The sequence below is a fragment of the Streptomyces musisoli genome (assembly GCF_016741855.1).
Classification (GTDB): domain Bacteria; phylum Actinomycetota; class Actinomycetes; order Streptomycetales; family Streptomycetaceae; genus Streptomyces; species Streptomyces musisoli.
In genome coordinates, this window is record NZ_JAERRH010000010.1 from 131475 (window position 1) to 156756 (window position 25282).

24 protein-coding genes and 1 tRNA gene are annotated in these 25282 nt (G+C 72.9%); 13 read left to right on the plus strand and 12 right to left on the minus strand.

The genetic code is table 11. From position 1 onward, the window contains the following. The 6 genes from JK361_RS25275 to JK361_RS25300 form a co-directional block, all read right to left on the minus strand. Positions 1 to 1656: a long-chain fatty acid--CoA ligase gene (locus tag JK361_RS25275; protein WP_201822027.1), complete on the minus strand. Its 1656-nt coding sequence runs from the start codon at positions 1654 to 1656 to the stop codon at positions 1 to 3. Between the two features lie 113 nt (positions 1657 to 1769). Further along, a complete protein-coding gene (locus tag JK361_RS25280; RefSeq protein ID WP_201822029.1) occupies positions 1770 to 2363 on the minus strand; it encodes a SigE family RNA polymerase sigma factor in 594 nt (197 codons plus the stop codon). A 146-nt stretch (positions 2364 to 2509) separates the two neighbouring features. Further along, on the minus strand, positions 2510 to 3676 hold the full coding sequence (locus tag JK361_RS25285) for a lipid-transfer protein (protein ID WP_201822032.1): 1167 nt from the start codon (positions 3674 to 3676) through the stop codon (positions 2510 to 2512). Beyond that, complete coding sequence (locus JK361_RS25290; protein WP_201822033.1) at positions 3673 to 4071, minus strand: MaoC/PaaZ C-terminal domain-containing protein; 399 nt, start codon at positions 4069 to 4071, stop codon at positions 3673 to 3675. The genes JK361_RS25285 and JK361_RS25290 overlap by 4 nt, the downstream gene beginning before the upstream one ends. Continuing rightward, positions 4068 to 4994 carry a bifunctional MaoC family dehydratase N-terminal/OB-fold nucleic acid binding domain-containing protein gene (locus JK361_RS25295; RefSeq protein ID WP_307787319.1) on the minus strand — a complete coding sequence of 309 codons (927 nt, stop codon included), beginning with the start codon at positions 4992 to 4994 and terminating at the stop codon, positions 4068 to 4070. Before JK361_RS25295 ends, JK361_RS25290 begins: the two co-directional genes overlap by 4 nt. 193 nt (positions 4995 to 5187) lie before the next feature. After that, the gene (locus JK361_RS25300) at positions 5188 to 5502 is read right to left on the minus strand and encodes a hypothetical protein (protein ID WP_201822035.1); all 315 of its coding nucleotides are present in this window, start codon (positions 5500 to 5502) and stop codon (positions 5188 to 5190) included. A gap of 347 nt (positions 5503 to 5849) precedes the next feature. On the opposite strand from JK361_RS25300, the gene JK361_RS25305 reads away from it, so the two are divergent. Together JK361_RS25305 and JK361_RS25310 are read left to right on the plus strand one after the other, a co-directional pair. Beyond that, on the plus strand, positions 5850 to 6725 hold the full coding sequence (locus JK361_RS25305; protein ID WP_201822037.1) for a bifunctional DNA primase/polymerase: 876 nt from the start codon (positions 5850 to 5852) through the stop codon (positions 6723 to 6725). A gap of 124 nt (positions 6726 to 6849) precedes the next feature. Next, positions 6850 to 7092, plus strand: coding sequence for a hypothetical protein (locus tag JK361_RS25310; protein ID WP_201822039.1), 243 nt, complete (start codon positions 6850 to 6852; stop codon positions 7090 to 7092). A gap of 261 nt (positions 7093 to 7353) precedes the next feature. Here the strand turns inward: JK361_RS25310 and JK361_RS25315 are convergent, their stop codons facing one another. The 3 genes from JK361_RS25315 to JK361_RS25325 form a co-directional block, all read right to left on the minus strand. Next, entirely contained in the window at positions 7354 to 7833 is a 480-nt protein-coding gene (locus JK361_RS25315; protein WP_201822041.1) for an RICIN domain-containing protein, read from the minus strand. Between the two features lie 294 nt (positions 7834 to 8127). Further along, positions 8128 to 8214: transfer RNA gene (locus JK361_RS25320), tRNA-Ser, on the minus strand. A gap of 99 nt (positions 8215 to 8313) precedes the next feature. Next, positions 8314 to 9777 (minus strand): S1C family serine protease, encoded by a 1464-nt coding sequence (locus tag JK361_RS25325; RefSeq protein ID WP_201822042.1) that lies wholly within the window; start codon positions 9775 to 9777, stop codon positions 8314 to 8316. 239 nt (positions 9778 to 10016) lie between these two features. Here JK361_RS25325 and JK361_RS25330 point away from each other — a divergent pair, with 239 nt between their 5' ends. The 3 genes from JK361_RS25330 (at position 10017) to JK361_RS25340 (ending at position 12802) form a co-directional block, all read left to right on the plus strand. Next, the gene (locus JK361_RS25330; RefSeq protein WP_201822043.1) at positions 10017 to 10844 is read left to right on the plus strand and encodes a glycerophosphodiester phosphodiesterase; all 828 of its coding nucleotides are present in this window, start codon (positions 10017 to 10019) and stop codon (positions 10842 to 10844) included. A 152-nt stretch (positions 10845 to 10996) separates the two neighbouring features. Then, complete coding sequence (locus JK361_RS25335; protein WP_201822044.1) at positions 10997 to 11695, plus strand: ATP-binding protein; 699 nt, start codon at positions 10997 to 10999, stop codon at positions 11693 to 11695. A gap of 144 nt (positions 11696 to 11839) precedes the next feature. Next, entirely contained in the window at positions 11840 to 12802 is a 963-nt protein-coding gene (locus JK361_RS25340) for a DUF5926 family protein (RefSeq protein ID WP_201822045.1), read from the plus strand. A gap of 261 nt (positions 12803 to 13063) precedes the next feature. Here JK361_RS25340 and JK361_RS25345 read toward each other — a convergent pair whose 3' ends face one another. Then, positions 13064 to 13639: a hypothetical protein gene (locus JK361_RS25345; protein ID WP_236053547.1), complete on the minus strand. Its 576-nt coding sequence runs from the start codon at positions 13637 to 13639 to the stop codon at positions 13064 to 13066. Between the two features lie 55 nt (positions 13640 to 13694). Continuing rightward, the gene (locus JK361_RS25350) at positions 13695 to 14360 is read right to left on the minus strand and encodes a bifunctional DNA primase/polymerase (protein ID WP_201822046.1); all 666 of its coding nucleotides are present in this window, start codon (positions 14358 to 14360) and stop codon (positions 13695 to 13697) included. Positions 14361 to 14972: 612 nt separating this feature from the next. On the opposite strand from JK361_RS25350, the gene JK361_RS25355 reads away from it, so the two are divergent. The 3 genes from JK361_RS25355 (at position 14973) to pdxR (ending at position 19624) form a co-directional block, all read left to right on the plus strand. Next, positions 14973 to 16361, plus strand: coding sequence for a PP2C family protein-serine/threonine phosphatase (locus JK361_RS25355; RefSeq protein WP_201822048.1), 1389 nt, complete (start codon positions 14973 to 14975; stop codon positions 16359 to 16361). Positions 16362 to 16619: 258 nt separating this feature from the next. After that, positions 16620 to 18104, plus strand: a complete 1485-nt coding sequence (locus tag JK361_RS25360; RefSeq protein ID WP_201822050.1) for an aminopeptidase P family protein — start codon at positions 16620 to 16622, stop codon at positions 18102 to 18104. Positions 18105 to 18250: 146 nt separating this feature from the next. Next, positions 18251 to 19624 (plus strand): MocR-like pyridoxine biosynthesis transcription factor PdxR, encoded by a 1374-nt coding sequence (gene pdxR, locus JK361_RS25365; protein ID WP_201822051.1) that lies wholly within the window; start codon positions 18251 to 18253, stop codon positions 19622 to 19624. Between the two features lie 97 nt (positions 19625 to 19721). Here the strand turns inward: pdxR and JK361_RS25370 are convergent, their stop codons facing one another. Then, positions 19722 to 20165, minus strand: coding sequence for an ATP-binding protein (locus JK361_RS25370; protein ID WP_201822053.1), 444 nt, complete (start codon positions 20163 to 20165; stop codon positions 19722 to 19724). Positions 20166 to 20351: 186 nt separating this feature from the next. Here JK361_RS25370 and JK361_RS25375 point away from each other — a divergent pair, with 186 nt between their 5' ends. The 5 genes from JK361_RS25375 to JK361_RS25395 all read left to right on the plus strand — a co-directional run bounded on the left by JK361_RS25375 (position 20352) and on the right by JK361_RS25395 (position 25279). Beyond that, positions 20352 to 21221 carry a hypothetical protein gene (locus JK361_RS25375; protein WP_201822055.1) on the plus strand — a complete coding sequence of 290 codons (870 nt, stop codon included), beginning with the start codon at positions 20352 to 20354 and terminating at the stop codon, positions 21219 to 21221. Positions 21222 to 21392: 171 nt separating this feature from the next. Beyond that, the gene (locus JK361_RS25380; RefSeq protein WP_201822057.1) at positions 21393 to 22124 is read left to right on the plus strand and encodes a YcnI family copper-binding membrane protein; all 732 of its coding nucleotides are present in this window, start codon (positions 21393 to 21395) and stop codon (positions 22122 to 22124) included. A 104-nt stretch (positions 22125 to 22228) separates the two neighbouring features. Then, positions 22229 to 22882, plus strand: coding sequence for an SCO family protein (locus tag JK361_RS25385; RefSeq protein ID WP_201822059.1), 654 nt, complete (start codon positions 22229 to 22231; stop codon positions 22880 to 22882). Between the two features lie 41 nt (positions 22883 to 22923). Next, on the plus strand, positions 22924 to 23346 hold the full coding sequence (locus JK361_RS25390) for a copper chaperone PCu(A)C (protein ID WP_201822345.1): 423 nt from the start codon (positions 22924 to 22926) through the stop codon (positions 23344 to 23346). Between the two features lie 13 nt (positions 23347 to 23359). Further along, positions 23360 to 25279, plus strand: coding sequence for a copper resistance CopC/CopD family protein (locus JK361_RS25395; protein ID WP_201822060.1), 1920 nt, complete (start codon positions 23360 to 23362; stop codon positions 25277 to 25279). Positions 25280 to 25282: the final 3 nt, after the last annotated feature.

The window sequence follows — 25282 nt, forward strand, 5'->3', positions numbered from 1 at the left end:
TCAGATGCTGGTGACGTCCAGCTCGCCCTCCGCGTACTGCCGGCGCAGCACCTTCTTGTCGAACTTGCCCACGCTCGTCTTCGGCACCGACTCGACGATCGTCCAGCGCTCCGGCAGCTGCCAGCGGGCGATCCGGCCCTCCTCCGCGAGGAAGGTGCGCAGGGTCTGGAAGTCGGCGGTCGCGCCCGGCCGGAGGACGACCGTGGCCAGCGGACGCTCGCCCCACTTCTCGTCGGGTACGGCGACCACGGCGGCCTCGGCGACGTCCGGGTGGGACATCAGCGCGTTCTCCAGCTCTACCGAGGAGATCCACTCGCCGCCGGACTTGATGACGTCCTTGGCCCGGTCGGTGAGGGTGAGGAAGCCGTCCGGGGAGATCGTGCCGACGTCACCCGTCTTCAGCCAGCCGTCCTCGCTGAACTTGTCGTCCGGGCGGAGCGGTTCGGCGTCCGGGCCGTTGTAGTAGGCGCCGGCGATCCAGGGGCCGCGCACCTCCAGCTCGCCCGCGGACTTGCCGTCCCAGGGCAGGCGCTCACCGTCGGCGCCGGTGAGCCGGCCCTCCACGGAGGCGGGGAAGCGGCCCTGCGTGAGGCGGTAGGCGAACTCCTCGTCGGTGCCGACCGCGTGGGCCGGCGGGCGGGCCACCGTGCCCAGCGGGGAGGTCTCCGTCATGCCCCAGGCGTGGCAGACCCGCATGCCGAGCCGGTCGAACGCCGCCATCAGGGACGGCGGACAGGCCGCGCCGCCGATCGTGACCTGGCCGAGGAAGGACACGTCCCGCGGGCGCGCCGTGAGTTCGCCGAGCAGGCCCTGCCAGATGGTGGGGACGGCCGCCGCGTGGGAGGGCCGCTCGCGCTCGATCATCTCGGCGAGCGGGGCCGGCTGGAGGAAGCGGTCCGGCATCAGCATGTTGACGCCGGTCATGAAGGTGGCGTGCGGCAGGCCCCAGGCGTTGACGTGGAACTGCGGGACGACGACGAGCGAGGTGTCCTCGTCGGTCAGGCCCATCGACTGGGTCATGTTGACCTGCATGGAGTGCAGGTAGATCGAACGGTGGCTGTACACCACGCCCTTGGGGTCGCCGGTCGTACCGGAGGTGTAGCACATGGCGGCGGCCCGGCGTTCGTCCAGCTCCGGCCAGTCGTAGGCGGTGGGCCGGCCCGCGATCAGCTCCTCGTACTCGTGCACGCGTGCGGCGGCGCCCGCCAGCGGGGCGCGGTCGCCCGGTCCGGAGACGACGACGTGCTCCACCGTCGGCAGCTGCGGCAGCAGCGGCGCGATCAGCGGGATCAGCGAGCCGTTGACGATGACGACCTTGTCGGCCGCGTGGTTGACGATCCACACCAGCTGCTCGGCCGGCAGCCGCAGGTTGAGCGTGTGCAGCACCGCGCCCATGGACGGGATCGCGAAGTAGGCCTCGACGTGCTCGGCGTTGTTCCACATGAGCGTGGCCACCCGGTCGTCGCCGCTCACTCCCAGCTCGTCGCTCAGGGCGTGCGCCAACTGGGCGGAACGGGCCCCGATCTCGGCGAAGGTGCGCCGGTGCGGCTCGGCGTCGCCGGTCCAGGTGGTCACCCGAGACGACCCGTGGACCGCGGACCCGTGGGTCAGGATCCTGGAGATCAGCAGCGGTACGTCCTGCATGGTGCTCAGCACGGAGTCCTCCTGGGCGACATTGCCTACGCGGTGGTAGAGGTTGCGCTGATTCTGCGCACATACCACGCGGTATGTCACTAGGGAGTGCGTCACTCGGTGCAGCGGGGGTCCGGTCAGCGGGCCGGCACCAGGTCCGGATCCTCCCGCAGCTTGCCCAGCGCGCGGGACACCGCCGACTTCACCGTGCCCACCGACACGCCGAGGACCTCGGCGGTCTGCGCCTCGCTGAGGTCCTCGTAGTACCGCAGGACGACCATCGCCCGCTGGCGCGCCGGCAGCCGCAGGACCGCCCGCCACATGGCGTCGTGCAGCGCCTGCCGCTCGGCCGGGTCGTTGCCGCCGGTCACGGGCTCCGGCTCGGGCAGCTCCTCGCAGGCGAACTCGTCCACTCTGCGCTTGCGCCACTGCGAGGTCCGGGTGTTCAGCAGCGCCCGGCGCACATAGCCGTCGAGCGCGCGGTGGTCCTCGATCCGCTCCCAGGCCACGTAGGTCTTGGCGAGCGCGGTCTGCAGCAGGTCCTCGGCATCGCACGGGTTCGCGGTCAGCGAGCGCGCCGTGCGCAGCAGGACGGGCTGACGGGCCCGCACGTACGACGCGAACGACGGGTAGTCGGGGGTCCCCCCGCGCGGGCGGAGTCGAGCGTGGGAGGGGCCCTGCCGCCCGGGTGCGGCGGCGTCCGAGGCGCTGGGGCAGACGGGTGTGGTCATGCCTCCACGCTAGGAGCGGCCCCAGCGCCGCGGATCGGCCGCAGGTCCCGAAGCGGAGTCCCCCTCAGGTTGTAGGGGTGGGGCTGACTGCACCTCCTGAAGGTGGACTGCGGGTCCGACCCGTCTGCGGGTCGGACCCTGACGACTCAGCCGTCCGCCACCAGGACCAGCCCCGATGTCGGCACCCCGGTACCGGCCGTCACCAGGGTCCGGGCGGCCCCCGGTATCTGGTTGACGGCCGTGCCCCGCAGTTGGCGGACCGCCTCCGCGATGCCGTTCATACCGTGCAGATAGGCCTCCCCGAGCTGGCCCCCGTGCGTGTTGAGCGGCAGCCGCCGCCCGGCCACGAAGTCCGCCGCCTCCCCCTTGCCGCAGAACCCGAACTCCTCCAGCTGCATCAGCACGAACGGGGTGAAGTGGTCGTACAGGATCCCGACGTCGATGTCGTCCGGGCCGAGGCCGGAGGTGCGCCACAGCTGGCGGGCCACCGCGCCCATCTCCGGCAGTCCGGTCAGATCGGCCCGCTGGAAGCCGGTCATCTGCTCCTGCGCCCGGCCGGCGCCCTGGGCCGCCGCCGCGATCACGGCGGGCGGCCGCGGCAGGTCCCGGGCCCGCTCCAGGGAGGTGACGACGACCGCCTGTCCGCCGTCGGTCTCCTGGCAGCAGTCGAGCAGGCGCAGCGGTTCGGCGATCCAGCGGGACGCGGCATGATCGGCGAGCGTGATCGGGCGGCCGTGGAACCAGGCGGCCGGGTTGGTCGCCGCGTACCCGCGGTCCACCACGGCCACGTGCCCGAACGCCTCGGGCGTCAGGCCGTACGCGTGCAGATACCGCCGGGCCGCCATCGCCACCCAGGAGGCCGGGGTGAGCAGCCCGAACGGCAGCACCCAGCCGAGCGCCGCCCCTTCCGCCGTCGGCTCCCGGTGCTGCACGCCCGCGCCGAACCTACGGCCCGACCGTTCGTTGAACGCCCGGTAGCAGACGACCACCTCGGCCACGCCCGTCGCCACCGCGAGCGCCGCCTGCTGGACGGTGGCGCAGGCCGCCCCGCCGCCGTAGTGCACCCGGGAGAAGAAGGACAGCTCGCCCATCCCGCACGCCTGGGCCACGGTGATCTCCGGACTGGTGTCCATCGTGAACGTCACCAGGCCGTCCACGTCCGCCGGGGTGAGCCCCGCGTCGTCGAGCGCCGCCCGCACCGCCTCCGCCGCCAGCCGCAGTTCGCTGCGCCCGGAGTCCTTGGAGAACTCGGTGGCCCCGATGCCGGCGATCGCCGCGCGTCCGCCGAGGCCGTCCCGGGTGCGCAGACTCATCGGGCGGCCTCCCCGGCGGGGAGCGTCACGGTCACCGTGCCGGTCACGTGCGTGCCGGTCTTGTTGGCCCCGACGACCCGGACGACCGCCGTGTCACCGTCGACCTCCTCGACGCTGCCGGTCAGCACCATCGTGTCCCCCGGGTGGTTGGGCGTCCCCAGCCTGATGGCGACCTTGCGGAGCACCGCCGCCGGGCCGAAGTGGTCGGTGACGTACCGGCCGACCAGGCCGTTCGTCGTCAGGATGTTCATGAAGATGTCCGGTGCGCCCTTCTGCCGGGCCAGCTCCGCGTCGTGGTGCACGTCCTGGTAGTCCCGGGAGGCGATCGCGCCCGCCACGATCAGCGTGCGGGTCACCGGGATCTCCAGCGGCGGCAGCGGCTCGCCGGCCCTCACCGGTCCACCGCCTCGAACACCGGCAGCGTCAGATCCTCGTCGTACCGCCGGAACACCAGCCGTACCGGCAGCCCGATGCGCACCTTGTCGTACGGCACGCCCACCACGTTGCTCACCATCCGCACTCCCTCGGCGAGTTCGATCAGGCCGACCGCGTAGGGCCCCGCCGCGCCCTCCTCGGGTGCCGTGAAGGCCGGGAAGGGCGGATGGTGCATCACCACGTACGAGTGGACCGTGCCCTCGCCGCTCGCCTCCACCGTGTCCCAGTCCGGGCCGCCGCAGGCGTTGCAGCCCGGCAGCCAGGGGTGGCGCAGGGTGCCGCAGGCCGTGCAGCGCTGGATGAGGAGCCGGTGCTCGGCCACGCCCTGCCAGAAACCGGCGTTGTCCCGGTTGACCACCGGGCGGGGACGGGGCGTCCGCGGTCCGCGCGGGGCGGGGGCGTACTTGAGGATGCGGAAGCGGTGGATGCCCACCGGCTCGCCGTCCACCCGTACCTCCGTGCGGGTCGTGACGAAGTAGCCCGTGCCCAGTCGGGTCGTCTTGCGGGCGGAGACCTCCTCGATCACGGTGTCGAACACGACCTCGTCGCCCGGCCGCAGGGGCCGCAGATACTCCTGCTCGCAGTCGGTGGCCACCACGGAGGTGCAGCCCGAGGCGTCCAGCAGTCCGAGGAGTTCGTCGTACGCCCCGGTGCGGCCCTGGTGTCCGGTCAGGCCGCCCATCGTCCAGGCCTGGAGCATGGTGGGCGGGGCGACGGCGTCGGGGCCGGTGTAGGCCGGGTTGGTGTCACCGAGCGCCTCGCACCAGTGCCGGATCATCGGTGCGTTCACCGGGTCCTTGCCCCTGCCGGCGACGGCGGCGGGCCGGCCCGCGAACTCCTTCAGCCGCTCGCCAAGTTCGTCATGCGCCTGCTCATCGCTCACGCCACCACCCCCTGACTCGGGCCCGGACGGTTTCTGACTGTCCGTCAGATACGGCGGGGTGTCAAGGCCGAACGGGCCCGCCCCCTCCCGGGGAACGCCGACGCGGCGGCACCGAAGTGCCGCCGCGCAGACGTGTTACGACCCCGAAGCACACCCGCCGAGGGCCCTCCCCACGAGGGTCCTCAGCCGCGGATCACCACCACAGGTGGGTGAAGTTGACGGCGACGTTCTCGTTGCCCTGCTGGATGGCGGTCCACGCCGAGCCGTTGACCTGGGCGGTGTTGCTCTGGTTCGAGGCACCGGAGCCGACCGCGTTCTGGTTCGTGGTGGACGAGTTGCCGTTGTTGTCGCCGCCGACCCCACTGCCGATGACGGACGCCACGCCCGCGTTCGATCCGTCGTCCGCGATGGCGCCGTCGTCCGCCGTCGCCGCACCGGTGAAAAGAGCGGCTGCGAGCGGGAGAGCGGAGATGGCGGCGATGGCGCGGGCGGTACGGATGCTTGCCATGTTGTTCCTCCAGAACCAAGCACTCAGTGAACTACGGCTTGCGTCAAAGCAGTTGGCCGACCGCCTTGACTGTCGTGGACGACGTCGCGCAACCAGAGTTGCCCACCGGATCCCCGGCGAACCACCCTGGAAGCCATGATTCGCACGCAAGCGTGAGGACAAGTCGACAAACCTCCATCGCCATAATTAGCCACGTCACACCCCAGGACGGGTCGGTACGGACTTCCGGCCCTCAAGGGGCAGAAGGGATGAATCGTTCCGGCACTTTTCCGGCCGATCCACCCCTCACCGATGCGCCACCGAGGGCCGCCCTTCCCTTTTTCGAACATACGTACGACCATGGAGCCATGGCCACCACCGACCGGCAGGCCACGACGCTGGCCCTCGCACACGCCCTGTCCGCCGCCGAACGCGGCCTGGCCGTCATCCCCCTGTCCCGGACGAAACTCCCGGCCCTGCGCTCCCCGCACCGCGACGACCCCGACCCCACGCCCTGCCACGGCGAGTGCGGCCGGTTCGGCCACGGCGTGTACGACGCCTCCGCCGACCCGGCCCGCATCCGCGAGCTGTTCGCCGCCGCTCCCCGGGCCACCGGCTACGGCATCGCCTGCGGGCTGCCCCCGTACCACCTGATCGGCGTCGACCTGGACACCAAGTCCGGCACGGACTCGTCGGCCGCCCTGCGCGAACTGGCCCTGCGCCACCTGTTCACGATCCCGGAGACGGTGGTCGTGCTCACCCCGAGCGGAGGCCGCCACCTGTGGCTGACCGGCCCGCCGGACACCGCCGTACCCAACTCGGCGGGCCGGCTCGCCCCCGGCATCGACATCCGGGGCGCCGGCGGCTACCTCGTGGGCCCCGGCTCCCGCACCGACCACGGCCTCTACACCGCCGCGCCCGGCACCGCCCACCTGGCCCCCGCGCCCTGCCCGCGGTCCCTGCTCCGCCTCCTGCTGCCCCCGCCGCGCCCGCGCCACGCGGCCCCGCCCGCACCGGGCGCCACGGGCGACCACGGCCGGGGCCTGGTCCAGTTCGTGCTCGCCGCGCACGAGGGCCAGCGCAACACCCGGCTGTTCTGGGCGGCCTGCCGCGCCTACGAGAACGGCATCGGCCCCGCCCTGGCGGCCCCCCTGACCGAGGCGGCCCTCCACACCGGCCTGTCGGAACGCGAGGCCCGCGCGACGATCGCGTCGGCGGCAAGGATGACGGGGCACCGGCCCTGAGCCCGACCGCCGCGCCACCGGGCCGACCGCCTCCGACCGGGCGCCGTCGACCGGCTCTGCCGGCCGAGTGGCCCGGCCACCGGCTGGACAGGCGCGGCGGCGCGATGGCTCTTACGATCCGATCGTGACGGACATACCCGACGAACTGATCAGGCTGGAACGAACCGCCGAGGAGGAACGCGCCCGCCTGGCGGGCCTCACCGGCGACGCGTACGACGAGCAGCGGCGCCGCTTCTGCACGGCCTCGGACGCGGTGCACGCGGCGATCACCGCGCGCGCCGAAGCGACGGGGGCCGACCCGCGCGAGGTGGAGCAGGCGGTGCGGCAGGCAGTACGGCAGACACAGGAGGACCCGGCCGTCGAGTAGCGGGACGGCCAAGGACCGGGCAGCACACCACGGGAACGGCCGGGGAGCGCACCACCGGGAACGACCGGGAGCGCACCACCGGGAAGAACCGATGAGAACACCACCGGCAACGACCGGGAGCGCACCATCGCATCGAGAAGGGGTGCCTCTCGTCCGAGGCACCCCTTGCGGCCTGCTAGACCACGGCCCCTGCGGAGGTGGCCGGGGGCAGGAACCCGCGGCGACCTCCGGTCCGGGCGGTCGTGGCCTCGGGCGACGTCGTCAGCCGCGCGGGCTGCGCCAGCGCCAGAACTGGTCCGAGTAGGGCCCGAGCTGGTCGACCTCCAAGGTGGCCTCGGCCCATTGGCAGCTCTCGACCGGCGCGATCACCAGCCGTTCGTCGAGCGCCGAGGCGATGACCACGTCGGCCTGCGCGGGATCCGCCTGGATCATCCGCCAGAGCTGTCCCTTGTTGCCGTCGCTCCAGCGGTCCTGGAAGACGACCGCCTTGGGGTGCCTGTCCCGGACCGTCAGGTACAGGTCGTCCTGCCCGTTCTTGATCCGCCACAGCCCCGGTTCGTCGGCGGGCATGAACTCCCACATGTCCTGCTTGTTGTTGGTCCTCAGGCCTCCCCGCCACAACCGGACCTCCCCGGGGTCGTGCGTGTGGCCGATCGGCGTGATGAACAGACCGCTGGCCGAGTGCACGATCACCTGCGGTGAGTCTGTGGGCGGTACAGGTCGTACGGGCGTGATGGGCATGGGCTCTCCTCCGTGTCCGGCATGACGACCGGTGATGGATGTGACCGGCAAGTGCCTATGGCATTACCGCGTCGCCTCCATGCTTTTGCCGCCCCGCACCGGACGGCCACCGGACAGCGCCGAACGGGTGACCGCCCGGCCCCCGACTCACCCGCTTGTACAGCCCGTCGAACGGGGACGGAACAGCGGGTCTCGTGAGCGGATGCCGCCGGGGCCGCGTGAGACGGGCTCATGCCGAAGGGGTGCCGCTCCGGAGAGTGGCACCCCTTCTGACCTGCATGCTCAAAACCTCTGCGGAGGCGGTGGGATTTGAACCCACGGTGACATCGCTGCCACGACGGTTTTCAAGACCGTTCCCTTCGGCCGCTCGGGCACGCCTCCCCGCGCCGCCGGAGACCGACGACGCGGGTACACATTACCGGCCCGGCGCCGGGTCGCGGGGCGGTGGTTGTCCTCCTCGCCCCCGGCCGGACGCCCGTGTCAGCTGTCGCCCTGCCGCGAGCCCAGCGTCAGCTGCACCGTGTGTTCCTGCCCGCTCCGCTTGTAGGTGATCGTCACCTTGTCACCCGGCTTGTGGGTCCAGATCTCGCCGATCAGGGTGGGACCGCTGTCGATCACGTGGTCGTCGAGCTTGGTGATGACGTCGCCGGGCTTGAGGCCGGCCTTGTCCGCCGGGCCGCCGGTCTCGACCGCCGCGGCGCCGCCCGTGCCCTGATCCGTGATCTTCGCGCCTTCGGCGGACTCCTCCAGGGAGACGGAGGCGCCGATCCTGGCGTACACCGGCTTGCCGGTCTTGATCAGCTGCTGGGCGACGTACTTGGCCTGGTTGATCGGGATGGCGAAGCCCAGGCCGATCGAGCCGGACTGGCCGGAGCCGAAGCCACCGCTGCTGGAGGACTGGATCGCGGAGTTGATGCCGATGACCGCGCCGGAGGCGTCCAGCAGGGGGCCGCCGGAGTTGCCGGGGTTGATGGACGCGTCGGTCTGAAGGGCGCTCATGTACGACGCCTTGCTGGTGGAGCTGCCGTCGCTGGAGGCCACCGGACGGTTCTTGGCGCTGATGATGCCCGTCGTCACCGTGTTGGACAGGCCGAAGGGGGCGCCGATGGCGATGGTCTCGTCGCCGACGGCCACCTTGTCGGAGTCGCCGAGGGCGAGCGGCTTGAGGTCGGAGGGGGCGTTCTTGAGCTTGATGACGGCGACGTCGTAGCCCTGCGCGTGGCCGACGATCTCGGCGTCGTACTTCTTGCCGTCGGGGAAGGTGGCCGTGAGCTTGCCGCCGTCGACCGCGTCCGCCACCACGTGGTTGTTGGTGACGATGTGGCCCTGGGTGTCGAAGACGAACCCGGTGCCCGTGCCGCCCTCGCCGTTGCTGCTCTCGGCCTCGATGGTCACCGTGCTGGGCAGCGCCCTGGCGGCCGTGTTGGCGATCGTCCCCGGCGCGCGCTTGACCTGCGTGGCGCTGTCGGAGGCCGAGACGGTGGTGGAGCCGGTGCCGTCGTTGTCCTTGGCCAGGGTGTAGCCGAGCCCGCCGCCCAGGCCGCCCGCGACCAGCGCGGCCACCAGGACCGCGGCCACCAGCCCGCCGCGTCCGCCGCGCGGCTTGGGGGCCGGCTGCTGGTACGAGGCGCCCCAGCCGCCGCCCGGGCCGCCCGCGCCGCCGCCGTCGCCGTAGACGGGGCCGCCTGCGTCGCCGTAGACCGGGGTGGCCGGCGGCGGAGGCGGCCAGGAGCCGTCGGGGGCCGGGCCCTGCCGGTGGGCCGGGCCGGGGGCGGTGGAGGCGGCCGGGGCCGCCGGGTTCTCCTGGGGCACGGGCGGGAGCGGCGCCGTCGGCGCGTTCCCCTCGGATGCGGGGCCGTGCGGCGCGGTGTCGGGAGAGGCCACCGGCACGGGAGGTGCGGACGGCGCCGGGGGTACCGCGTTGCCCTCGTTCTCGGTGCTCACAGCTCTTCTCCTCGATCCACGCCTGTTGTCGTCGGTCGCATTGCTCTGTAGTCAGCTTTTCCCACGAGCCGTCAGAGCACCATAAGCGGTGCCTGTGGGTCCGGCGGTCCTCTTTATATAGGATCTATTAGTGCCTCTAGGGCAAAAGTTACATAGGCGGGCGGGGGTGCGCGCCCCGTTCGTCGCCCGGACGTATCCGTGCCGCCCCGTGTACCCGGCGGCGATGGCACCATGACGCGGTGACCCACGCACCACAGCACACTCTTCAGGTCGTCGCCCACCGAGGCGCCTCCGAGGACGCCCCCGAGCACACCCTCGCCGCCTACCGGAAGGCGATCGAGGACGGCGCCGACGCCCTGGAGTGCGACGTACGGCTGACCGCCGACGGACATCTGGTCTGCGTCCACGACCGGCGGGTGAACCGTACCTCCAACGGCCGCGGCGCGGTCTCCGCGCTGGAGCTGGCCGACCTGGCCGCCCTCGACTTCGGCTCCTGGAAGACCCGCGAGGCCTGGCGCGGGCGCGACGAGGAGCCCGACTGGGAGCACCGGCCCGAGGACCGCGAGGAGACCTCCGTGCTGACCCTGGAGCGGCTGCTGGAGCTGGTCGCGGACGCCGGGCGGCGGGTGGAGCTGGCCATCGAGACCAAGCACCCCACGCGCTGGGCCGGCCAGGTGGAGGAACGGCTGCTGACCCTGCTGAAGCGGTTCGGTCTGGACGCCCCGGCCTCCGCCGCCGAGTCGACGGTGCGGATCATGAGCTTCTCGGCCCGTTCGCTGCACCGCGTGCGTGCCGCGTCGCCGACACTGCCGACCGTCTATCTGATGCAGTTCGTCTCGCCCCGGCTGCGCGACGGGCGGCTGCCCGCGGGCGTGCACATCGCGGGCCCCTCGATCCGCATCGTGCGCAACCACCCCGCCTACGTGGAACGCCTGAAGCGGGCCGGCCACCAGGTCCACGTGTGGACCGTGAACGAACCCGAGGACGTCGACCTCTGCGTCGAGCTGGGTGTCGACGCCATCATCACCAACCGCCCGCACGCGGTGCTGCGCCGGCTGGGCCGCTGAGCCGGCCGCCGGGCGACCGTACGGATCACGCCATACCGGCCTTTTAGTCGGCCGGTCCGTGACCGGACAGAACAAGCCATACCGGCCGCTCTCCGGCAGGCTCGGTCACGGGGAGTGCTCCGGCGCGTTCGGTGCGTGTGCGCCCGTGTCGAGTGCGTCACCGGAAGAGGATTGGCCGGTTTCCGGTACAGGCCAAAGGGGCATCCACACCGTGGCGTGGGGCGAAGGAGGTCTCGGGGGTGGCGTTGGTGGTGGCACAGGAAGTGCCGACGTCGTCGAGCATGGCCGTACCCCACGGCCCTGCGGGCGTGGGGAAGGCGCGGCACCGGATGCGGGCGCAACTGCGTAGCGGTGGCGTATCGGAATCGGTCATCGACGATGCCGTACTGATCCTTTCGGAACTGTTGAGCAACGCCTGTAAACACGGGCGGCCCCTGGGGAACGCCCCGGCCGGGGACGGCGACGTCCGCGCCGCGTGGCGGGTCGACGCGCGCGGGCGGCTCGTCGTGGAGGTCACGGACGGCGGCGGCCCGACCCGCCCGGCGCCCGCCACGCCGTCAGTGACCGCGCACGGCGGCCGCGGGCTGAACATCATCACGGCTCTCGCCGACGACTGGGGCGTCCGGGACGACATCCAGGGTGAGGTGACGGTCTGGGTGCTGGTCCACGAGGACGTCCACGATCCCGACGCCGGGTGCCGCCGCGGCGCTTTCGCTACGCGCGTCACCCGTCCGGCGGCATCGCAGTTGCCGCTCGCGGACCTGACGCTGCCGGGCATGACGGCCGCGGACCTGACGCTGCCGGACCTGTCCGGCCTGGACTTCGCGGACGCCTTCGACGACCTGGAGTGACCGCGGACGGCCCAACGGCGTCACCCGTCGGTGCACACCGCCGGCGTCGAGCGCCCGTGCGTTGTCCACAGGTTCCCGTCCGCCATGGCCCGAACGGCTAGGCTCCCGCCGTACGAGAAGAGCCGTAACCGGGAGACACCCACCATGGCCAAGAAGCGACCCCAGACGAAGGTCAAGCCGCAGCTGATCGACGGGGAGATCCCGGTTGTCGGCGCCCGCGAACCGTGCCCCTGCGGCAGCGGCCGGCGCTACAAGGCCTGTCACGGCCGCGCCGCCGCGCACGCCGGGACCGAGCTGGTGCAGCGCCCGTTCGAGGGAGTGCCCGGCGAGTGCGACTGGATCGCGCTGCGCGAGCTGGTCCCGGCCGCGACGGCCGAACTGCCCCTGAAGGGCGGCCTGCCCGAGGGCGTCCCCTCGGTCACGCTGGCCACGGTGCTGCCGATGGCCTGGCCCGCACTGCGCCGGGACGACGGCTCGGTCCTGATCGGCCTGCAGAACGACACGTCGTCCGGCGACATCAGCCGCGACCTCGCCGACACGCTCCAGCGTGCGCTCCAGGCCGAGCCCGGCACGCCGGTGCAGGGCCGCCGCGCTCCCGCCGACGGCCCGCGGCTCCAGGACCTGCTGGACCCGGAGGGCGCGTTCGAACCGGTCGTGCACGACGGCTTCGAGTTCTGGGTGCCGGACGCGGAGAACGCCACCCCTGAGGTGACGGCCTCCCTGGAGCGGGCCAACGCCGCCGCCATCCCGACCGTGAAGCTGTCCGGCGTGGACGCCGCGTACTGGTGCGAGACCCCGGACAAAAACCACCTGCGCTGGGTCATGCCGCATCCGGAGGAGCAGCTTCTGGACGCTCTCGCACGGCTGCACGCCGCCGGCCGCTCCAGCCTCGGCGAGGGCACCCGGCTCGTGGGCTCCTTCCGTGCTCACGGCCTCATCGTGCCGGTCTGGGACCTGCCGAGCGGTGTCTCGGCCGAGGACGTGGAGAAGCCGGCCGCCGAGTTCGCCGAGCGCCTCGCCGCCGCCCTCGCCGTCCAGGAGCCGCTCACGCCGGAGGAGCGCCGGGCGCGCGGCGGCCTCACCAACCGGCAGGTCACGCTCAGCTGACGCGCCGCGCGCGGGTGTCACGGCTGACCGACCATTCAGCCGTGACACCGCGCCGAGCGGCAGGTGACTCCTGTCACAACTCGCCGTTTCGACGGGGAATTCGGTGTCCGAATTGCCAAGACCGAATTTGCGAACCGCCGATCTCTTGTTACCGTTCCAGTAGCCCGGTTGCTGGTGCATCCCCCGTCGCCAGCAACCGGGCCTTTCCATGTCCGCGTGCGGTGGACAGTACGCGGCGGGACGTCAACTCCCTTTGTTCCGCTAGGAGTTGCTGCCGGAGCGGAGCAGCAGCGCCCCTTCCGCGCCGCGTTCGGCGAACTCGGTGACGGCCGTGTAGGCGTCCGGTCCGCCGCGGCGGCGCTCACGCGGCGTCTCACAGGTGGCGGGCTCGTCGTCGGCCCCGGTGGCGCAGTGCGTCTGCACGGTCCGGGCGCCCGGCCCCATCAGACTCAGCACGGAGTCCAGCGACGCGCCGGTGGCGTTGCGGTAGTACGTGCGCGCCCAGGTGTCCTCGCCCTGCGTCAGCACACAGGTCTGCGCCTCGATGCCGTCCGGCGTGGTGAGTTCGGGACCGCACCGGGCGGCCGTGGCGAGCCCGATGCCGAGCAGGAAGGGGGAGCGGCGGGCGGTGCCCGCGCCGGCCTTGGCGTCGCCCCGGGGGGCGGCCGGTCCGGCGGCCCGGCCGGCGTCGCCCACCTGCCCCGCGGACGCCACGGTCAGCGGCAGCGCGACGACGACCGCCACGGCACCCGTGAGGGCGAGCAGTCGAAGCTTTCGGGGGTCCCGCCCGCCGCGGTGCGGCTGTGGGGCTCTGTGGCCGCCGGAATGACGCAGCATGCCCGGAAGATTACGAGCCGACGGGGCCGGCCCGGCCCCTCCGCGCCGGACACCCCTACAACTCGGGCGCGCTCACACCCGTACGAGTGAGGGCGTCCACCACCGCGTCCACCACGGCCTCCACCCCGGGCACCCAGGGTGAGGCGGAGCCGGGCAGCGGGGCACGCTCCCAGCGGACGGCGCCCTGGCCGGTCTCGGACGGGGGCAGGGCGACGTAGCCGCCCTCGCCGTGGAAGCGCAGGGAGCCGGGGACGAAGTCCTTGGCGTAGAGCAGTTCGCCGAGCTGTTCCATGGAGTAGGGCCGCACGAGCAGCGCCCAGCGGGTCGGCGCGGCGATCACCGGACCCAGCCGCATGCCGCGCTTGTCGAGCAGGGCGAGGGCACGGGAGGCGGCGAGCGCCGGCAGGCTCACCGCGCAGGGCGCCGTGCCGCCCGTGGCCAGGATGATCGGGGCGCTCGGCCGGTTCGTCCACCACCAGCGCACCATGCGCGCGTCGGTGGTGGCCGCGAGCAGGCCGGGGTCGAAGGGGTGCGCACCGGGGACCGTGCACTCCGGGTCCGGGCAGGCGCAGCGGGCCCGACCCTGCGGGTCCGGTGCCACACCGGGGAGTACCGGCCACTGCCATTCCGTCGCGAAGGTCAGGGCCGCGCCGATCAGCTCAGGCCTGTCGCCGTTCCGCCTGGACAGAAGCCTGCGTCGCCTTCCGAGGATCTCGCGCATGAGCGCTCGTTCCTTTCCGTTGCACCGCTGGCAACACCGTGGGCCACATCACACCATGTGTCGATCACTTCACTGTGCGTATCTAATGGCGCACCACACCCCCGCGCACGGCATGGGGAATCCCGTGGGGTCGAGCGTCGGCCGCGTCCGCGTCCATAGTGCGTCTATCAAAAGCACGGTTGCGGCGTAGGGGTGGCGAAGTCTGGCGTTTTGCCGTCGCGCGTATTTCTCTCCGCCTCCGCCACGGGAGGATGGGGCTCGGCCGTCGGTGGCTATGACGCCCGGGTCCGTCGCCAGGTTCCGGGTGGCCCCCAACCACCCCTGGCCTTCTCCGAGTACGTACCCATCACGACCGCTGTGACGCTCCGTGGAGCAAGGCCAGTCGACCGCAATGGACCGTTACCTCAGGCAGTTTTGAGCCAACTTGGCAGTAAGGCAAGGGGTTCGGGAAAAACCCTCGTCCGCCCCACGGACACCAGGAATCCCCGCAGGACAATGCTGGACATCCCCTTACGAGTGCGTGTACATGTGGAGACACTGCTAGCGGCGCAGAATCACATGGGGGTTTGCGATGCTTCTGAGCAATACGCACCGGTCTGAGAGCCGGACGCCATGAACGCCCCGCACCCTCCGAAAGTGGCCGGAATCGATCCCACACTGCCCACTCCCGCACACACTGTCTCGCCCGCCCCTCACGCCCCCGGTACCGGCCCCTCCCCGGTCCCCGCGCCGGGCGCCCCCGCCCCCGGCACCCTCCTCCAGGACCGGCTGGCCGGCTGGGTCTCCGACCTCACGACCCTCCACGAACTCACCGAGCGCCTCTCCCGCACCAACGCCCTCGACCCCGCCCTGAACGAGCTGCTGCGGGCCGGAGCCGCCCTGGTCGGCGCCCGCCGCGGACTGGTCGCCCTGGAGCCCGCCGACGGGCTCGGCCCCCACACCACCCTCGGCCTCGGTCTCGGCCGCGCCGACCTCGGCCACCTGGAGACCGTGCCGCGCGGCGCCCTGCCGTACGACCCCGGCGGCGGCGCCGAGAGCGTCCACTCCGACCTGTTCGCCGAGGACGGCCTCGATCCGCGCCACCGCGAGGTGGCCGCCCGCCTCGGCTACGCCGCCAGCTACGCCCTCCCGCTCGCCACCGAGTCCGCCGGCCGCCTCGGCGCCGCCGTCTGGCTCTACGACGAACCGGCCGAGCCGGACGAGCGCCGGCGCCATCTCGCCGGCCTCTACATCCGGCACGCCACCGAGCACCTCGGGCGGCTGCTGGAGGTGGAACGCACGCGCGCGTGCGTGGCGACCATCACCGAGGAACTGCTGCCCTCCCGGCTGCCCCGGGTGGCCGGCGTCCAGCTCGCCGCCCGGCACCGCACGAGCGCACGCGGCGGCGGCGACTGGTACGACGCACTGCCGCTGCCGGACGCCGCGCTCGGCCTGTCCGTGGGCTCGGTGACCGGCTCCGGCCCCAGCGCGGTGGCCGCCATGGGCCGGCTGCGCGCCTCCCTGCGGGCCTATGCCGTGATGGAGGGCGAGGACCCGGTCGCCGTCCTGTCCGACCTGGAGCTGCTGCTGCGGCTGACCGAGCCCGCCCGCTCCGCCACCGCCCTGTTCGCCTACTGCGAGCCCGCCCTGCGCAAGATCACCCTGGCCGGTGCCGGGCACAGCCCGCCGCTGCTGATCGGCGAGCGGCGCACCGAGTTCGCCGAGACCTCCGTCTCCGCGCCGCTCGGCATGCTCGCCTGCTGGGAGGCGCCCAGCGTGGAGATCCAGGCGGAGGCCGGGGAGACGGTCCTGCTCTACACCGACGGGCTGCTGCACCGTACCGGCGACCCGATGGACCGCGCCTTCGCCCGGCTGCACGCCGCCGCCGCGAGCATCCCGCGCGCGGTGCGGCACGATCCGGGAGCCGTCGCCGACCACGTCCTGCGCACGGTCCTGCCGGACGGTCCGGCCGCCGCCGACAGCGAGGAGGACGTGGTGCTGCTGGCGGCCCGCTTCGACTGAGCCCGGCCCCGTCCGGCCGACGGCCCGCTGCGACCTAGCGCCCCGCCCGGCCGACGACCCCGGCGACCGAGCGCCGTCCCCGGCCGAGGGCCGTTGCGACCGAGCGCCGTTCCGGGCGGCTGGCATGACCGGCCATAACAGGTCATCCGGCCCCCGTCCGCTCCCGGTACGACCGTACGATGATGGAGGTCCCCGCTCGGCCACAAGCAGGAGCGCGCGGGCCCCGGGGGAGATCAATGGCGTATCGAGGAGGATCACGTGTCCGACGAGCTCAACCCGGCTGTGCCCGACTCCGCTACCGCGGAGGGCCCGGAGACCGAGTCCGAGGAGACCGTCAAGCAGCGGAAGAACGGCCTGTACCCGGGCGTCTCCGACGAGCTGGCCGAGAACATGAAGTCCGGCTGGGCCGACACGGAGCTGCGTGACCTGAAGCCGATCGAGCAGGCCGGGCACACCGCACGCCGCCGCGCCGCGCTCTCCGCCCGCTTCCCGGGCGAGCGTCTGGTCATCCCGGCGGGCAACCTGAAGACCCGCTCGAACGACACCGAGTACCCCTTCCGCGCCTCCGTGGAGTACGCGTACCTCACCGGCAACCAGACCGAGGACGGCGTCCTGGTGCTGGAGCCCAGGGGCGACGGCCACGAGGCGACGATCTACCTCCTGCCCCGCTCGGACCGGGAGAACGGCGAGTTCTGGCTCTCCGGCCAGGGCGAACTGTGGGTCGGCCGCCGCCACTCCCTCACCGAGTCCGAGGCGCTGTACGGCATCCCGGCCTCCGACGTGCGCGAGCTGGCCGACCGGCTCCGCGAGGCCACCGGCCCGGTCCGCGTGGTGCGCGGCCACGACGCCGGCATCGAGGCGGCCCTGACCGACAAGGTCACCGCCGAGCGCGACGAGGAGCTGCGCGTCTTCCTCTCCGAGGCCCGCCTGGTCAAGGACGAGTTCGAGGTCGGCGAGCTCCAGAAGGCCGTCGACTCCACGGTCCGCGGCTTCGAGGACGTCGTGAAGGTCCTCGACAAGGCCGAGGCGACCTCCGAGCGCTACATCGAGGGCACCTTCTTCCTCCGCGCGCGCGTGGAGGGCAACGACGTCGGCTACGGCTCCATCTGCGCCGCCGGCCCGCACGCCTGCACCCTGCACTGGGTCCGCAACGACGGCCCGGTCCGCTCCGGCGACCTGCTCCTGCTGGACGCGGGCGTGGAGACCCACACGCTGTACACGGCCGACGTGACCCGCACGCTGCCGGTCGACGGCACGTACAGCGAGATCCAGAAGAAGATCTACGACGCCGTGTACGACGCCCAGGAGGCGGGCATCGCGGCCGTGAAGCCGGGCGCCAAGTACCGCGACTTCCACGACGCCGCCCAGCGGGTGCTGGCCGAGAGGCTCGTCGAGTGGGGTCTGGTCGAGGGCCCGGTCGAGCGCGTCCTCGAACTGGGCCTCCAGCGCCGCTGGACGCTGCACGGCACGGGCCACATGCTCGGCATGGACGTCCACGACTGCGCCGCCGCGCGGACCGAGACGTACGTGGACGGTGTGCTGGAGCCGGGGATGGTGCTGACGGTCGAGCCGGGCCTGTACTTCCAGGCCGACGACCTGACGGTCCCGGAGGAGTACCGGGGCATCGGCGTCCGGATCGAGGACGACATCCTCGTGACGGAGGACGGCAACCGGAACCTCTCCGACGGGCTGCCGAGGCGCTCCGCCGACGTGGAGGCGTGGATGGCCTCGCTGAAGGGCTGATCCGAAGTCCGATGGCCGGGTACCGGAAGGTGCCCGGCCTTTTCGTCTGCCGGGGGTCGTGGCCGGCCGCGCCCGCGCGGCGAAGCCGCGTGTCGGCGGAGGCTCGCGCCGCTCCGGGGGCGCGTGCGGTGACGGGGGGTGGAGACGTGGACGACGACTTCTGGTCCGGTGTCGGTGTGGACCTGCGGCTCGAACCCGACGCGGTGGACGGACGCCGGGTCGGGCTGGAGCGGGCGCTGCGGGACGCCGTGCGGGACGGGCGGCTCACGCCCGGCACCCGGCTGCCGGCCACCCGGCGGCTCGCGGCCGACCTCGGGATCTCGCGCGGCACCGCCAAGGCCGCCTACGACCAGCTCGTCGCCGAGGGCTATCTGACGGCACGGCAGGGCTCGGGTACCCGGGTCGCCGAGCTGCCCGCCGTGCGGACGGAGGAACCGGGAACGGCCGCACACGCGCGTGCGCCCCGTTTCGACCTGCGCCCCGGCAGCCCGGACGTCGGCGCGTTCCCGGCGGCGGCCTGGCTGCGGGCGCTGCGCCGCGCCGTGGCGACGGCCCCGTCACCGGCGTACGACTACGGCGACCCGCGCGGCCGCCCCGAGCTGCGCGCCGCGCTCTCCGGCTATCTGGGCCGGACGCGCGGGGTGCTCGCGCCGCCGGAGCGGATCGTCGTCACCTCCGGGTACGTGCAGGGCCTCGCGCTGCTCACGCGGGTGCTGGGCGGCGCCGCCGTCGCCATGGAGGACCCCGGGCTGCCGTTTCACCGGGAGGTGGTCCGGCACAACGGCGGAACGGTGCTGCCGGTCCCGGTCGACGCCCACGGGGTACGCCCGGGGGAGCTGGGCGAGGTGGCGGCCGTGGTGGTCACGCCGGCCCACCAGTACCCGACCGGGGTGACCTTGCACCCCGAGCGGCGCCGGGCGCTGACCGACTGGGCCCGCGCGCGGGGCGGGCTGATCGTCGAGGACGACTACGACGGCGAGTTCCGCTACGACCGGCAGCCGGTCGGCGCCCTGCAAGGCATGGCACCGGACCACGTCGTCTACCTGGGCACCGCCTCCAAGACGCTCGGCCCCGCGCTGCGCCTCGGCTGGATGGTGCTGCCGCCGCACCTGGCCGCCGCGGTCGCCGAGGCCAAGCTGCACAGCGACCACCACACCGAGACGATCGGCCAGCTCGCGCTCGCCGAACTCATCGTCAGCCACGCCTACGACCGCCACGTACGCGCGTGCCGGCTGCGCTACCGGCGGCGCCGGGACCAGCTGCTGGACCGGCTCGGGGCGCGGCGGAGCGTGCACGGGATCGCGGCCGGGCTGCACGCGCTGATCGAGGTGCCGGACGAGGCCGGGGTGCTGGCCCGCGCGGAGGCGGAGGGCCTGGCGCTCGGCACCCTGGGCGAGCACTGGCACACCCCGGGCCCCGGCCGGCCGCAGGGACTGGTCGTCGGCTACGGCACGCCCCGGGAGCGGGCGTACCCGGAGGCGCTGGAGGTCCTGGCGAAGGTACTGGAGACCAGCGGCTGAACCGGCAGCGGGCGGCGGAGACCAGCGGCCGAGCCGGCGGCGGGCGGTCCGTGGAAGGGACGAAGACCGCTCCCGCCCGGCCGGCCGGGCGCGTGCGCTACGCCGTGAGCAGCGAGGGATCCTTCTTCCACTTGAGGATCTTGTCGAAGCTGACCACCGTCCCGCCGCGGCCGGGCTTGGCCCCGATGTGGACGTGGTCGGCGAGTTCCCGGATGAGGCAGAGGCCGCGTCCGTGCTCGGAGTCCGGGCGGGCGGGCCGCAGGTCCTGGGTGCGGGTGAAGCCGGGACCGGAGTCGGCCACCTCGATACGGCACTTCTCCCCGTCGAGGTACGCGGTCACCCGGTAGGCCTCCGAGACACCGGGCGCGTGGTTCCCCCCGTGTTCCACGGCGTTCGCACAGGCCTCGCTGAGGGCGACCGACAGGTCGTACGAGATCTCCGGGTCGACGCCCGCCGTCTCCATCGTGCCGATCAGCAGCCGCCGTGCGAGCGGCACGCTCGCGGCCTCGCGCCGCAGATGGAGTGACCACCAGATGCTCATGCTCCAGCCTCCTGGCCGCGGCTCGACATACCGTTACGTATTGCCGCCCGTGAGTGGCCGTAAGCACTCCGTTGACGTGACGCCGCCCATACGGTCGATGCGCCGGGGGAGGAATCGGTGTATGAGGGACGGCTCAGACCACCTGCCGTACACGGCGAGTGAGGGCAGTGCGATGATGACCCCGCCATGACTGCCCCCCACCCGTGCACGGCGCGTCCCGGAGCCGGGCTCCGGATCCTGCGGGCCGCGGTGTTCGCCGCGGTCTGCGTCGTGTTGGCCGCGGGCGGGCACAGTCTGGCCTCCTGCGCGGGCGTGCCGCTGTGGACGCTCGGTGCGGGCTTCCTCGGTTCCCTGCTGCTCGTGGCACCGCTCGCCGGACGGGCCCGCTCGCTGCCGGGCATCGCGGCGCTCCTCGCCGTCGGCCAGACCGTGCTGCACACGCTGTTCGGGCTGGGCGGGCACGGGGCCGCGATGGCCTCCGGCGGGATGCCGATGGGGTCCATGAACGGCACCGTGACCACCGGGTCCACCGGCTTCACGGGCGCACTGAGCGACAACGCGCTGGTCGAGCAGGCCACGCGGCTCGTGTGCGGCTCGACCCCGGCGTCCCTCACCCCGGGACACGCCTTCCGGCTGCTGCTGGACGCGCGGCTCATAGACCGCTCCGGCCGGCCGACGGCCGCAGCGGCCATGCTCCAGCATGCCCACGACGCCGCCGGCGCCTCGGCCGGCCTGCTGCCCTCGCTGCCGATGCTGCTCGGCCACGTGCTCGCGGCCGTCGCCGCCGGCTGGCTGCTGCGCCGCGGGGACCTGGCCGTGCTGCGGCTGATCGAGCTGTCGGCGCATGGAGTCACGGAGGGGGCGCTCGTCCGGTCCCTGCGCGCCGCACTCGCGCTGACGCGCGCCCTGTGCGCCGGTCTGCTGCCCGTCGGCGGGCCCGGCCCGCGCGCGCCGCGCCGCCACCGGGACGACGCCCCGGCACCGCACACCGCCGTACTCCAGCACACGGTGATCCGGCGCGGCCCGCCCGCCGCCGCGTTCCTCCTCGCCGCCTGACACGACGCGAACCACTCCAGCGGACCCCGAAACGGGGAGCCGGACAGGAGGGCCGCCGTCGTGCGGCGCACGCGTGCGCACATCGGTCCGGGCCGCCACGAGTGGCCCGTCCTCGCGCACGCGTACTCCTGATCACCAACGGAACCCACCCCGACTGGAGTGCTCCCTGCCATGAAGGCTTCTCGTATCGCCGCCGCCACCGTCGTCGCCGGCTCGGCCGTCCTCGCCCTGTCCGCCCCCGCCTTCGCGCACGTCTCCGTGCAGCCGGAAGACACCGCGGCCAAGGGCGGTTACGCGGTCGTCGACTTCAAGGTCCCGAACGAGCGCGACAACGCCTCGACCACCAAGATCGAGGTGAGCCTCCCGGCCGACCACCCGATCGCCTCGGTGATGCCGCAGCCGCTCCCCGGCTGGAAGATCGACGTCACCAAGTCGAAGCTGGACAAGCCCCTGACCATGCACGGCGAGAAGATCGACGAGGCCGTCACCAAGGTCACCTGGACCGCCGACGGCAAGGGCATCGAGCCCGGCTACTTCCAGAAGTTCCCGATCTCCCTGGGCGCCCTGCCCGAGGACGCGGACCAGCTGGTGTTCAAGGCGATCCAGACGTACTCCGACAAGGAGGTCGTGCGCTGGATCGAGGTGCCGCAGGAGGGCCAGGACGAGCCGGAGAACCCGGCCCCGGTCCTGGAGCTGTCCGCCGCCACCGACGACCACCACGGCTCCGCGAGCGCGGCCGGGGCCGACGACAAGACCGGCAAGACCGAGAAGACGGCCGCCGCCGAGGACTCCGACAGCGGCACCGACACCACCGCGCGCGTGCTCGGCGTGGCCGGCATCGTCATCGGCATCGCGGGCGTGGCCTACGGCGTCCTCGCGGGCCGTCGCCGGACCGCCGCCTGAGCCCTCGTTCCGCGGCGCGCACCGGGCGTCGTGCCGGGCCCTCCCACGACGCCCCCGCACGACCCCGGTGCGCGCCGGAGTACACACATCTGGGACATTTTCCTATGCGCAAGAAGACGTTCGCCGCGGCCGCGCTGCTCGCCGCCGCCACGCTGACCCTCTCCGCCTGCGGCAACGGGGACGACGACAAGTCGCCGGTCGCCGTGGTCTCGGGCGGCTCCGGCTCGGGCAGGGCCGCCACCGTCCTCGACCAGCCGTTCACCAAGCCGGACCTGGTCCTCACCGACACCCACGGCAAGAAGTACGACCTCCGCAAGGAGACCAAGGGCCACCCCACCCTGGTCTACTTCGGCTACACGCACTGCCCCGACATCTGCCCGACGACGATGAGCAACATCGCCGTCGCCAAGAAGGCGCTGCCCAAGGCCGAGCAGGACGACCTGCGGGTCGTGTTCGTCACCACCGACCCCGGCCGCGACACGCCCGCCGAGCTGGGCAAGTGGCTCAAGGGCATCGACCCTCGGTTCATCGGCCTGACCGGCGACTTCAGCAAGGTCCAGGCCGGCGCCCGGTCGCTCCACATCGCCGTCGAGCCGACGACGAAGGACGAGAACGGCAAGCTCGTCTCGATGCACGGCACCCAGGTGATCGCCTTCTCCCCGAAGACCGACGCCGGTTACGTCCTCTACGGCGAGTCCGCCACGGTCGACGACTACACCAAGGACCTGCCCAAGCTCGTCGAGGGAGCCAGGCCGTGAGGCGCGGTGCCGCCCTGACCGCCGCCGCGCTCGCCGGCGCCATGGCCCTGACGGGCTGCTCCGGGTCCGGTTCGAAGTCGGGTGCGGGCGAGGCCGAGCTGTCCGTCAGCTCGCCCTACATGCCCCAGCCGGTCTCCGCCGACATGGCCGCCGGCTTCCTGACGATCACCAACGAGGGCGGCGCCGAGGACACGCTGACCTCGGTCACCAGTGACGTCGCCGGCCAGGTCACCATGCACAGCACCACCGGCGGTGCCATGGCGGAGAAGTCCTCCTTCTCCATACCGGCCCACGGCCGGCTCGTGTTCACGAGCGGCGGCAACCACCTGATGTTCGAGGAGCTGAAGCGGGCGCCGAAGCAGGGCCAGACGGTCGCCGTGCGGCTCACCTTCGCCAAATCCGGGCCCCTCACCGTCGAGATGCCGGTGAAGTCCGCGACGTACAACCCGTCGACCGGCCACTGAGGGAGGGACCACCGTGACCCGGACCATCGCCCCCCGCCTGCGGATCCTGCTGCTGCTGTGCCTCGCCGTCACCGGCGCGCTGCTGGCGGGCGCCGGACCGGCCTCCGCCCATGCGGCGCTGACCGGCAGCGACCCCGCGCAGGGGGTGGTGGCCGACAAGGCGCCCACCCAGGTGTCGCTCACCTTCTCCGAGAAGGTGGCCATGAACGACGACTCGCTGCGCGTCCTCGACCCCCGCGGCAAGCCGGTCCAGACGGGCAGCCCCGTGGGCGTGAGCGGGACGACGTACGCCGTGAAGCTCAAGAGCGGCCTGGCCAAGGGCACCTACACCGTCACCTACCAGGTCGTCTCGGCGGACAGCCACCCCGTCGCCGGCGCCTACACCTTCTCCATCGGGGCGCCCTCGCAGACCGTCGTCTCCGGCACCGGACCGACCGCGGGCGGCGGGGTCGTGGGCTGGCTCTACGCCTTCGGACGGTACGTGTCCTACGCCGGCTTCATCGTGCTCGCCGGCGGCGCGGCCTTCGTGCTCGCCTGCTGGCAGCGCGGCGCCGGGGTGCGGGCCCTCCAGCGGCTGGTCGTCGGCGGCTGGGTCGCGCTGACCGCGGCCACCCTGTGGCTGCTGCTCCTGCGCGGCTCGTACACCGGCTCGGGCAAGGTCGCCGACGTCTTCGACCTCGACCTGCTCGGCCAGGTGCTCCAGACCAAGACCGGAGCCGCGCTGGTCTCCCGGCTGCTGCTGCTCGCCGCCGCCGCGCTGTTCGTCGCCGTCCTCTTCGGCGCCTACACCCGGCGGGAGGAGGGCACGGAGAAGCGCGACCTGACCTTCGGGCTCGCGGTCGGCGGAGTGGTCGTCGCGGCCGGGCTCGCGACCAGCTGGGCCATGGCCGAGCACGCCTCCACCGGGCTCCAGCCGGGCATCGCCATGCCGGTGGACGTCGTCCACCTGCTGGCCGTCGCCGCCTGGCTGGGCGGCCTCACCGCACTGCTGGTCGCGCTGTACCGGGCGCCCGCCGAAATCCCGGTCGAGGCCGCCGCCGTACGCCGCTTCTCCCGGCTGGCCTTCGGCTCCGTGCTCGCGCTCGTCACCACCGGCGTCTACCAGTCCTGGCGGCAGCTCGGCTCCTGGTCGGCGTTCACCGAGACCCGCTACGGGCAGCTGCTGCTGGTCAAGATCGGGCTGGTGGCGGTGCTGGTCGGCGTCGCGGTGACCTCCCGGCGGTGGACGGGACGGCTCACGGACCGGACCGGCGCCGGGAAGGCGAAGCCGGACCGGGCCCGCAAGGAACAGGTCGCGGCCTCGCGGGCGGCCGGCAAGACCGGCGGCAAGGGCACCGGCAGCGGTGACCCCGAGCGCGCCGCCCAGCTCGCCCGGCAGCGCGCGGCCGTCGACGCGGCCCGGCGAAAGCACCTGCGGGACGCCGACCCGAACCGGTTCGGGCTGCGCCGCTCGGTGCTCGCCGAGGCCGGTGTCGCCATCGTGCTGCTCGCCGTCACCACCGCGCTGACCCAGACCGAGCCCGGCCGCACCGAGCAGGAGGCCAAGGCGGCCACCTCCGCGGCGGCCGGCTCCGGCACCTCGGCGACGTCCGGCGCGCTCACCCTGGACATGCCGTTCGACACCGGCGGCACCGACGGCAAGGGCGTCGTCAGCATCGACCTCGACCCCGCGCGCGTCGGCGGCAACGAGATGCACGTCTACGTCCAGCGGCCCAACGGCCGGGCCTTCGACATCCCCGAGGTGAAGGTCTCCTTCACCCTGGAGGCGCAGAAGATCGGCCCGCTCTCCGTGAACCCCGACCACATCACCACCGGACACTGGTCTGCGAACGGGGTGCAGATCCCCGTGGCGGGCGACTGGAAGATCGCCGTCACGGTACGCACCTCCGACATCGACCAGGCGACCGTCTCCAAGAACGCGCAGATCGGCTGAACC

Bases quoted from the DNA above. Each gene is read 5' to 3' on its own strand.
- JK361_RS25280 (WP_201822029.1), bottom strand. From the start codon at position 2,363: ATGACCACACCCGTCTGCCCCAGCGCCTCGGACGCCGCCGCACCCGGG.
- JK361_RS25285 (WP_201822032.1), bottom strand. From the start codon at position 3,676: ATGAGTCTGCGCACCCGGGACGGCCTCGGCGGACGCGCGGCGATCGCC.
- JK361_RS25300 (WP_201822035.1), bottom strand. From the start codon at position 5,502: ATGGCAAGCATCCGTACCGCCCGCGCCATCGCCGCCATCTCCGCTCTC.
- JK361_RS25305 (WP_201822037.1), top strand. From the start codon at position 5,850: ATGGCCACCACCGACCGGCAGGCCACGACGCTGGCCCTCGCACACGCC.
- JK361_RS25315 (WP_201822041.1), bottom strand. From the start codon at position 7,833: ATGCCCATCACGCCCGTACGACCTGTACCGCCCACAGACTCACCGCAG.
- JK361_RS25340 (WP_201822045.1), top strand. From the start codon at position 11,840: ATGGCCAAGAAGCGACCCCAGACGAAGGTCAAGCCGCAGCTGATCGAC.
- JK361_RS25345 (WP_236053547.1), bottom strand. From the start codon at position 13,639: ATGCTGCGTCATTCCGGCGGCCACAGAGCCCCACAGCCGCACCGCGGC.
- JK361_RS25350 (WP_201822046.1), bottom strand. From the start codon at position 14,360: ATGCGCGAGATCCTCGGAAGGCGACGCAGGCTTCTGTCCAGGCGGAAC.
- JK361_RS25355 (WP_201822048.1), top strand. From the start codon at position 14,973: ATGAACGCCCCGCACCCTCCGAAAGTGGCCGGAATCGATCCCACACTG.
- JK361_RS25370 (WP_201822053.1), bottom strand. From the start codon at position 20,165: ATGAGCATCTGGTGGTCACTCCATCTGCGGCGCGAGGCCGCGAGCGTG.
- JK361_RS25375 (WP_201822055.1), top strand. From the start codon at position 20,352: ATGACTGCCCCCCACCCGTGCACGGCGCGTCCCGGAGCCGGGCTCCGG.
- JK361_RS25380 (WP_201822057.1), top strand. From the start codon at position 21,393: ATGAAGGCTTCTCGTATCGCCGCCGCCACCGTCGTCGCCGGCTCGGCC.
- JK361_RS25385 (WP_201822059.1), top strand. From the start codon at position 22,229: ATGCGCAAGAAGACGTTCGCCGCGGCCGCGCTGCTCGCCGCCGCCACG.
- JK361_RS25390 (WP_201822345.1), top strand. From the start codon at position 22,924: ATGGCCCTGACGGGCTGCTCCGGGTCCGGTTCGAAGTCGGGTGCGGGC.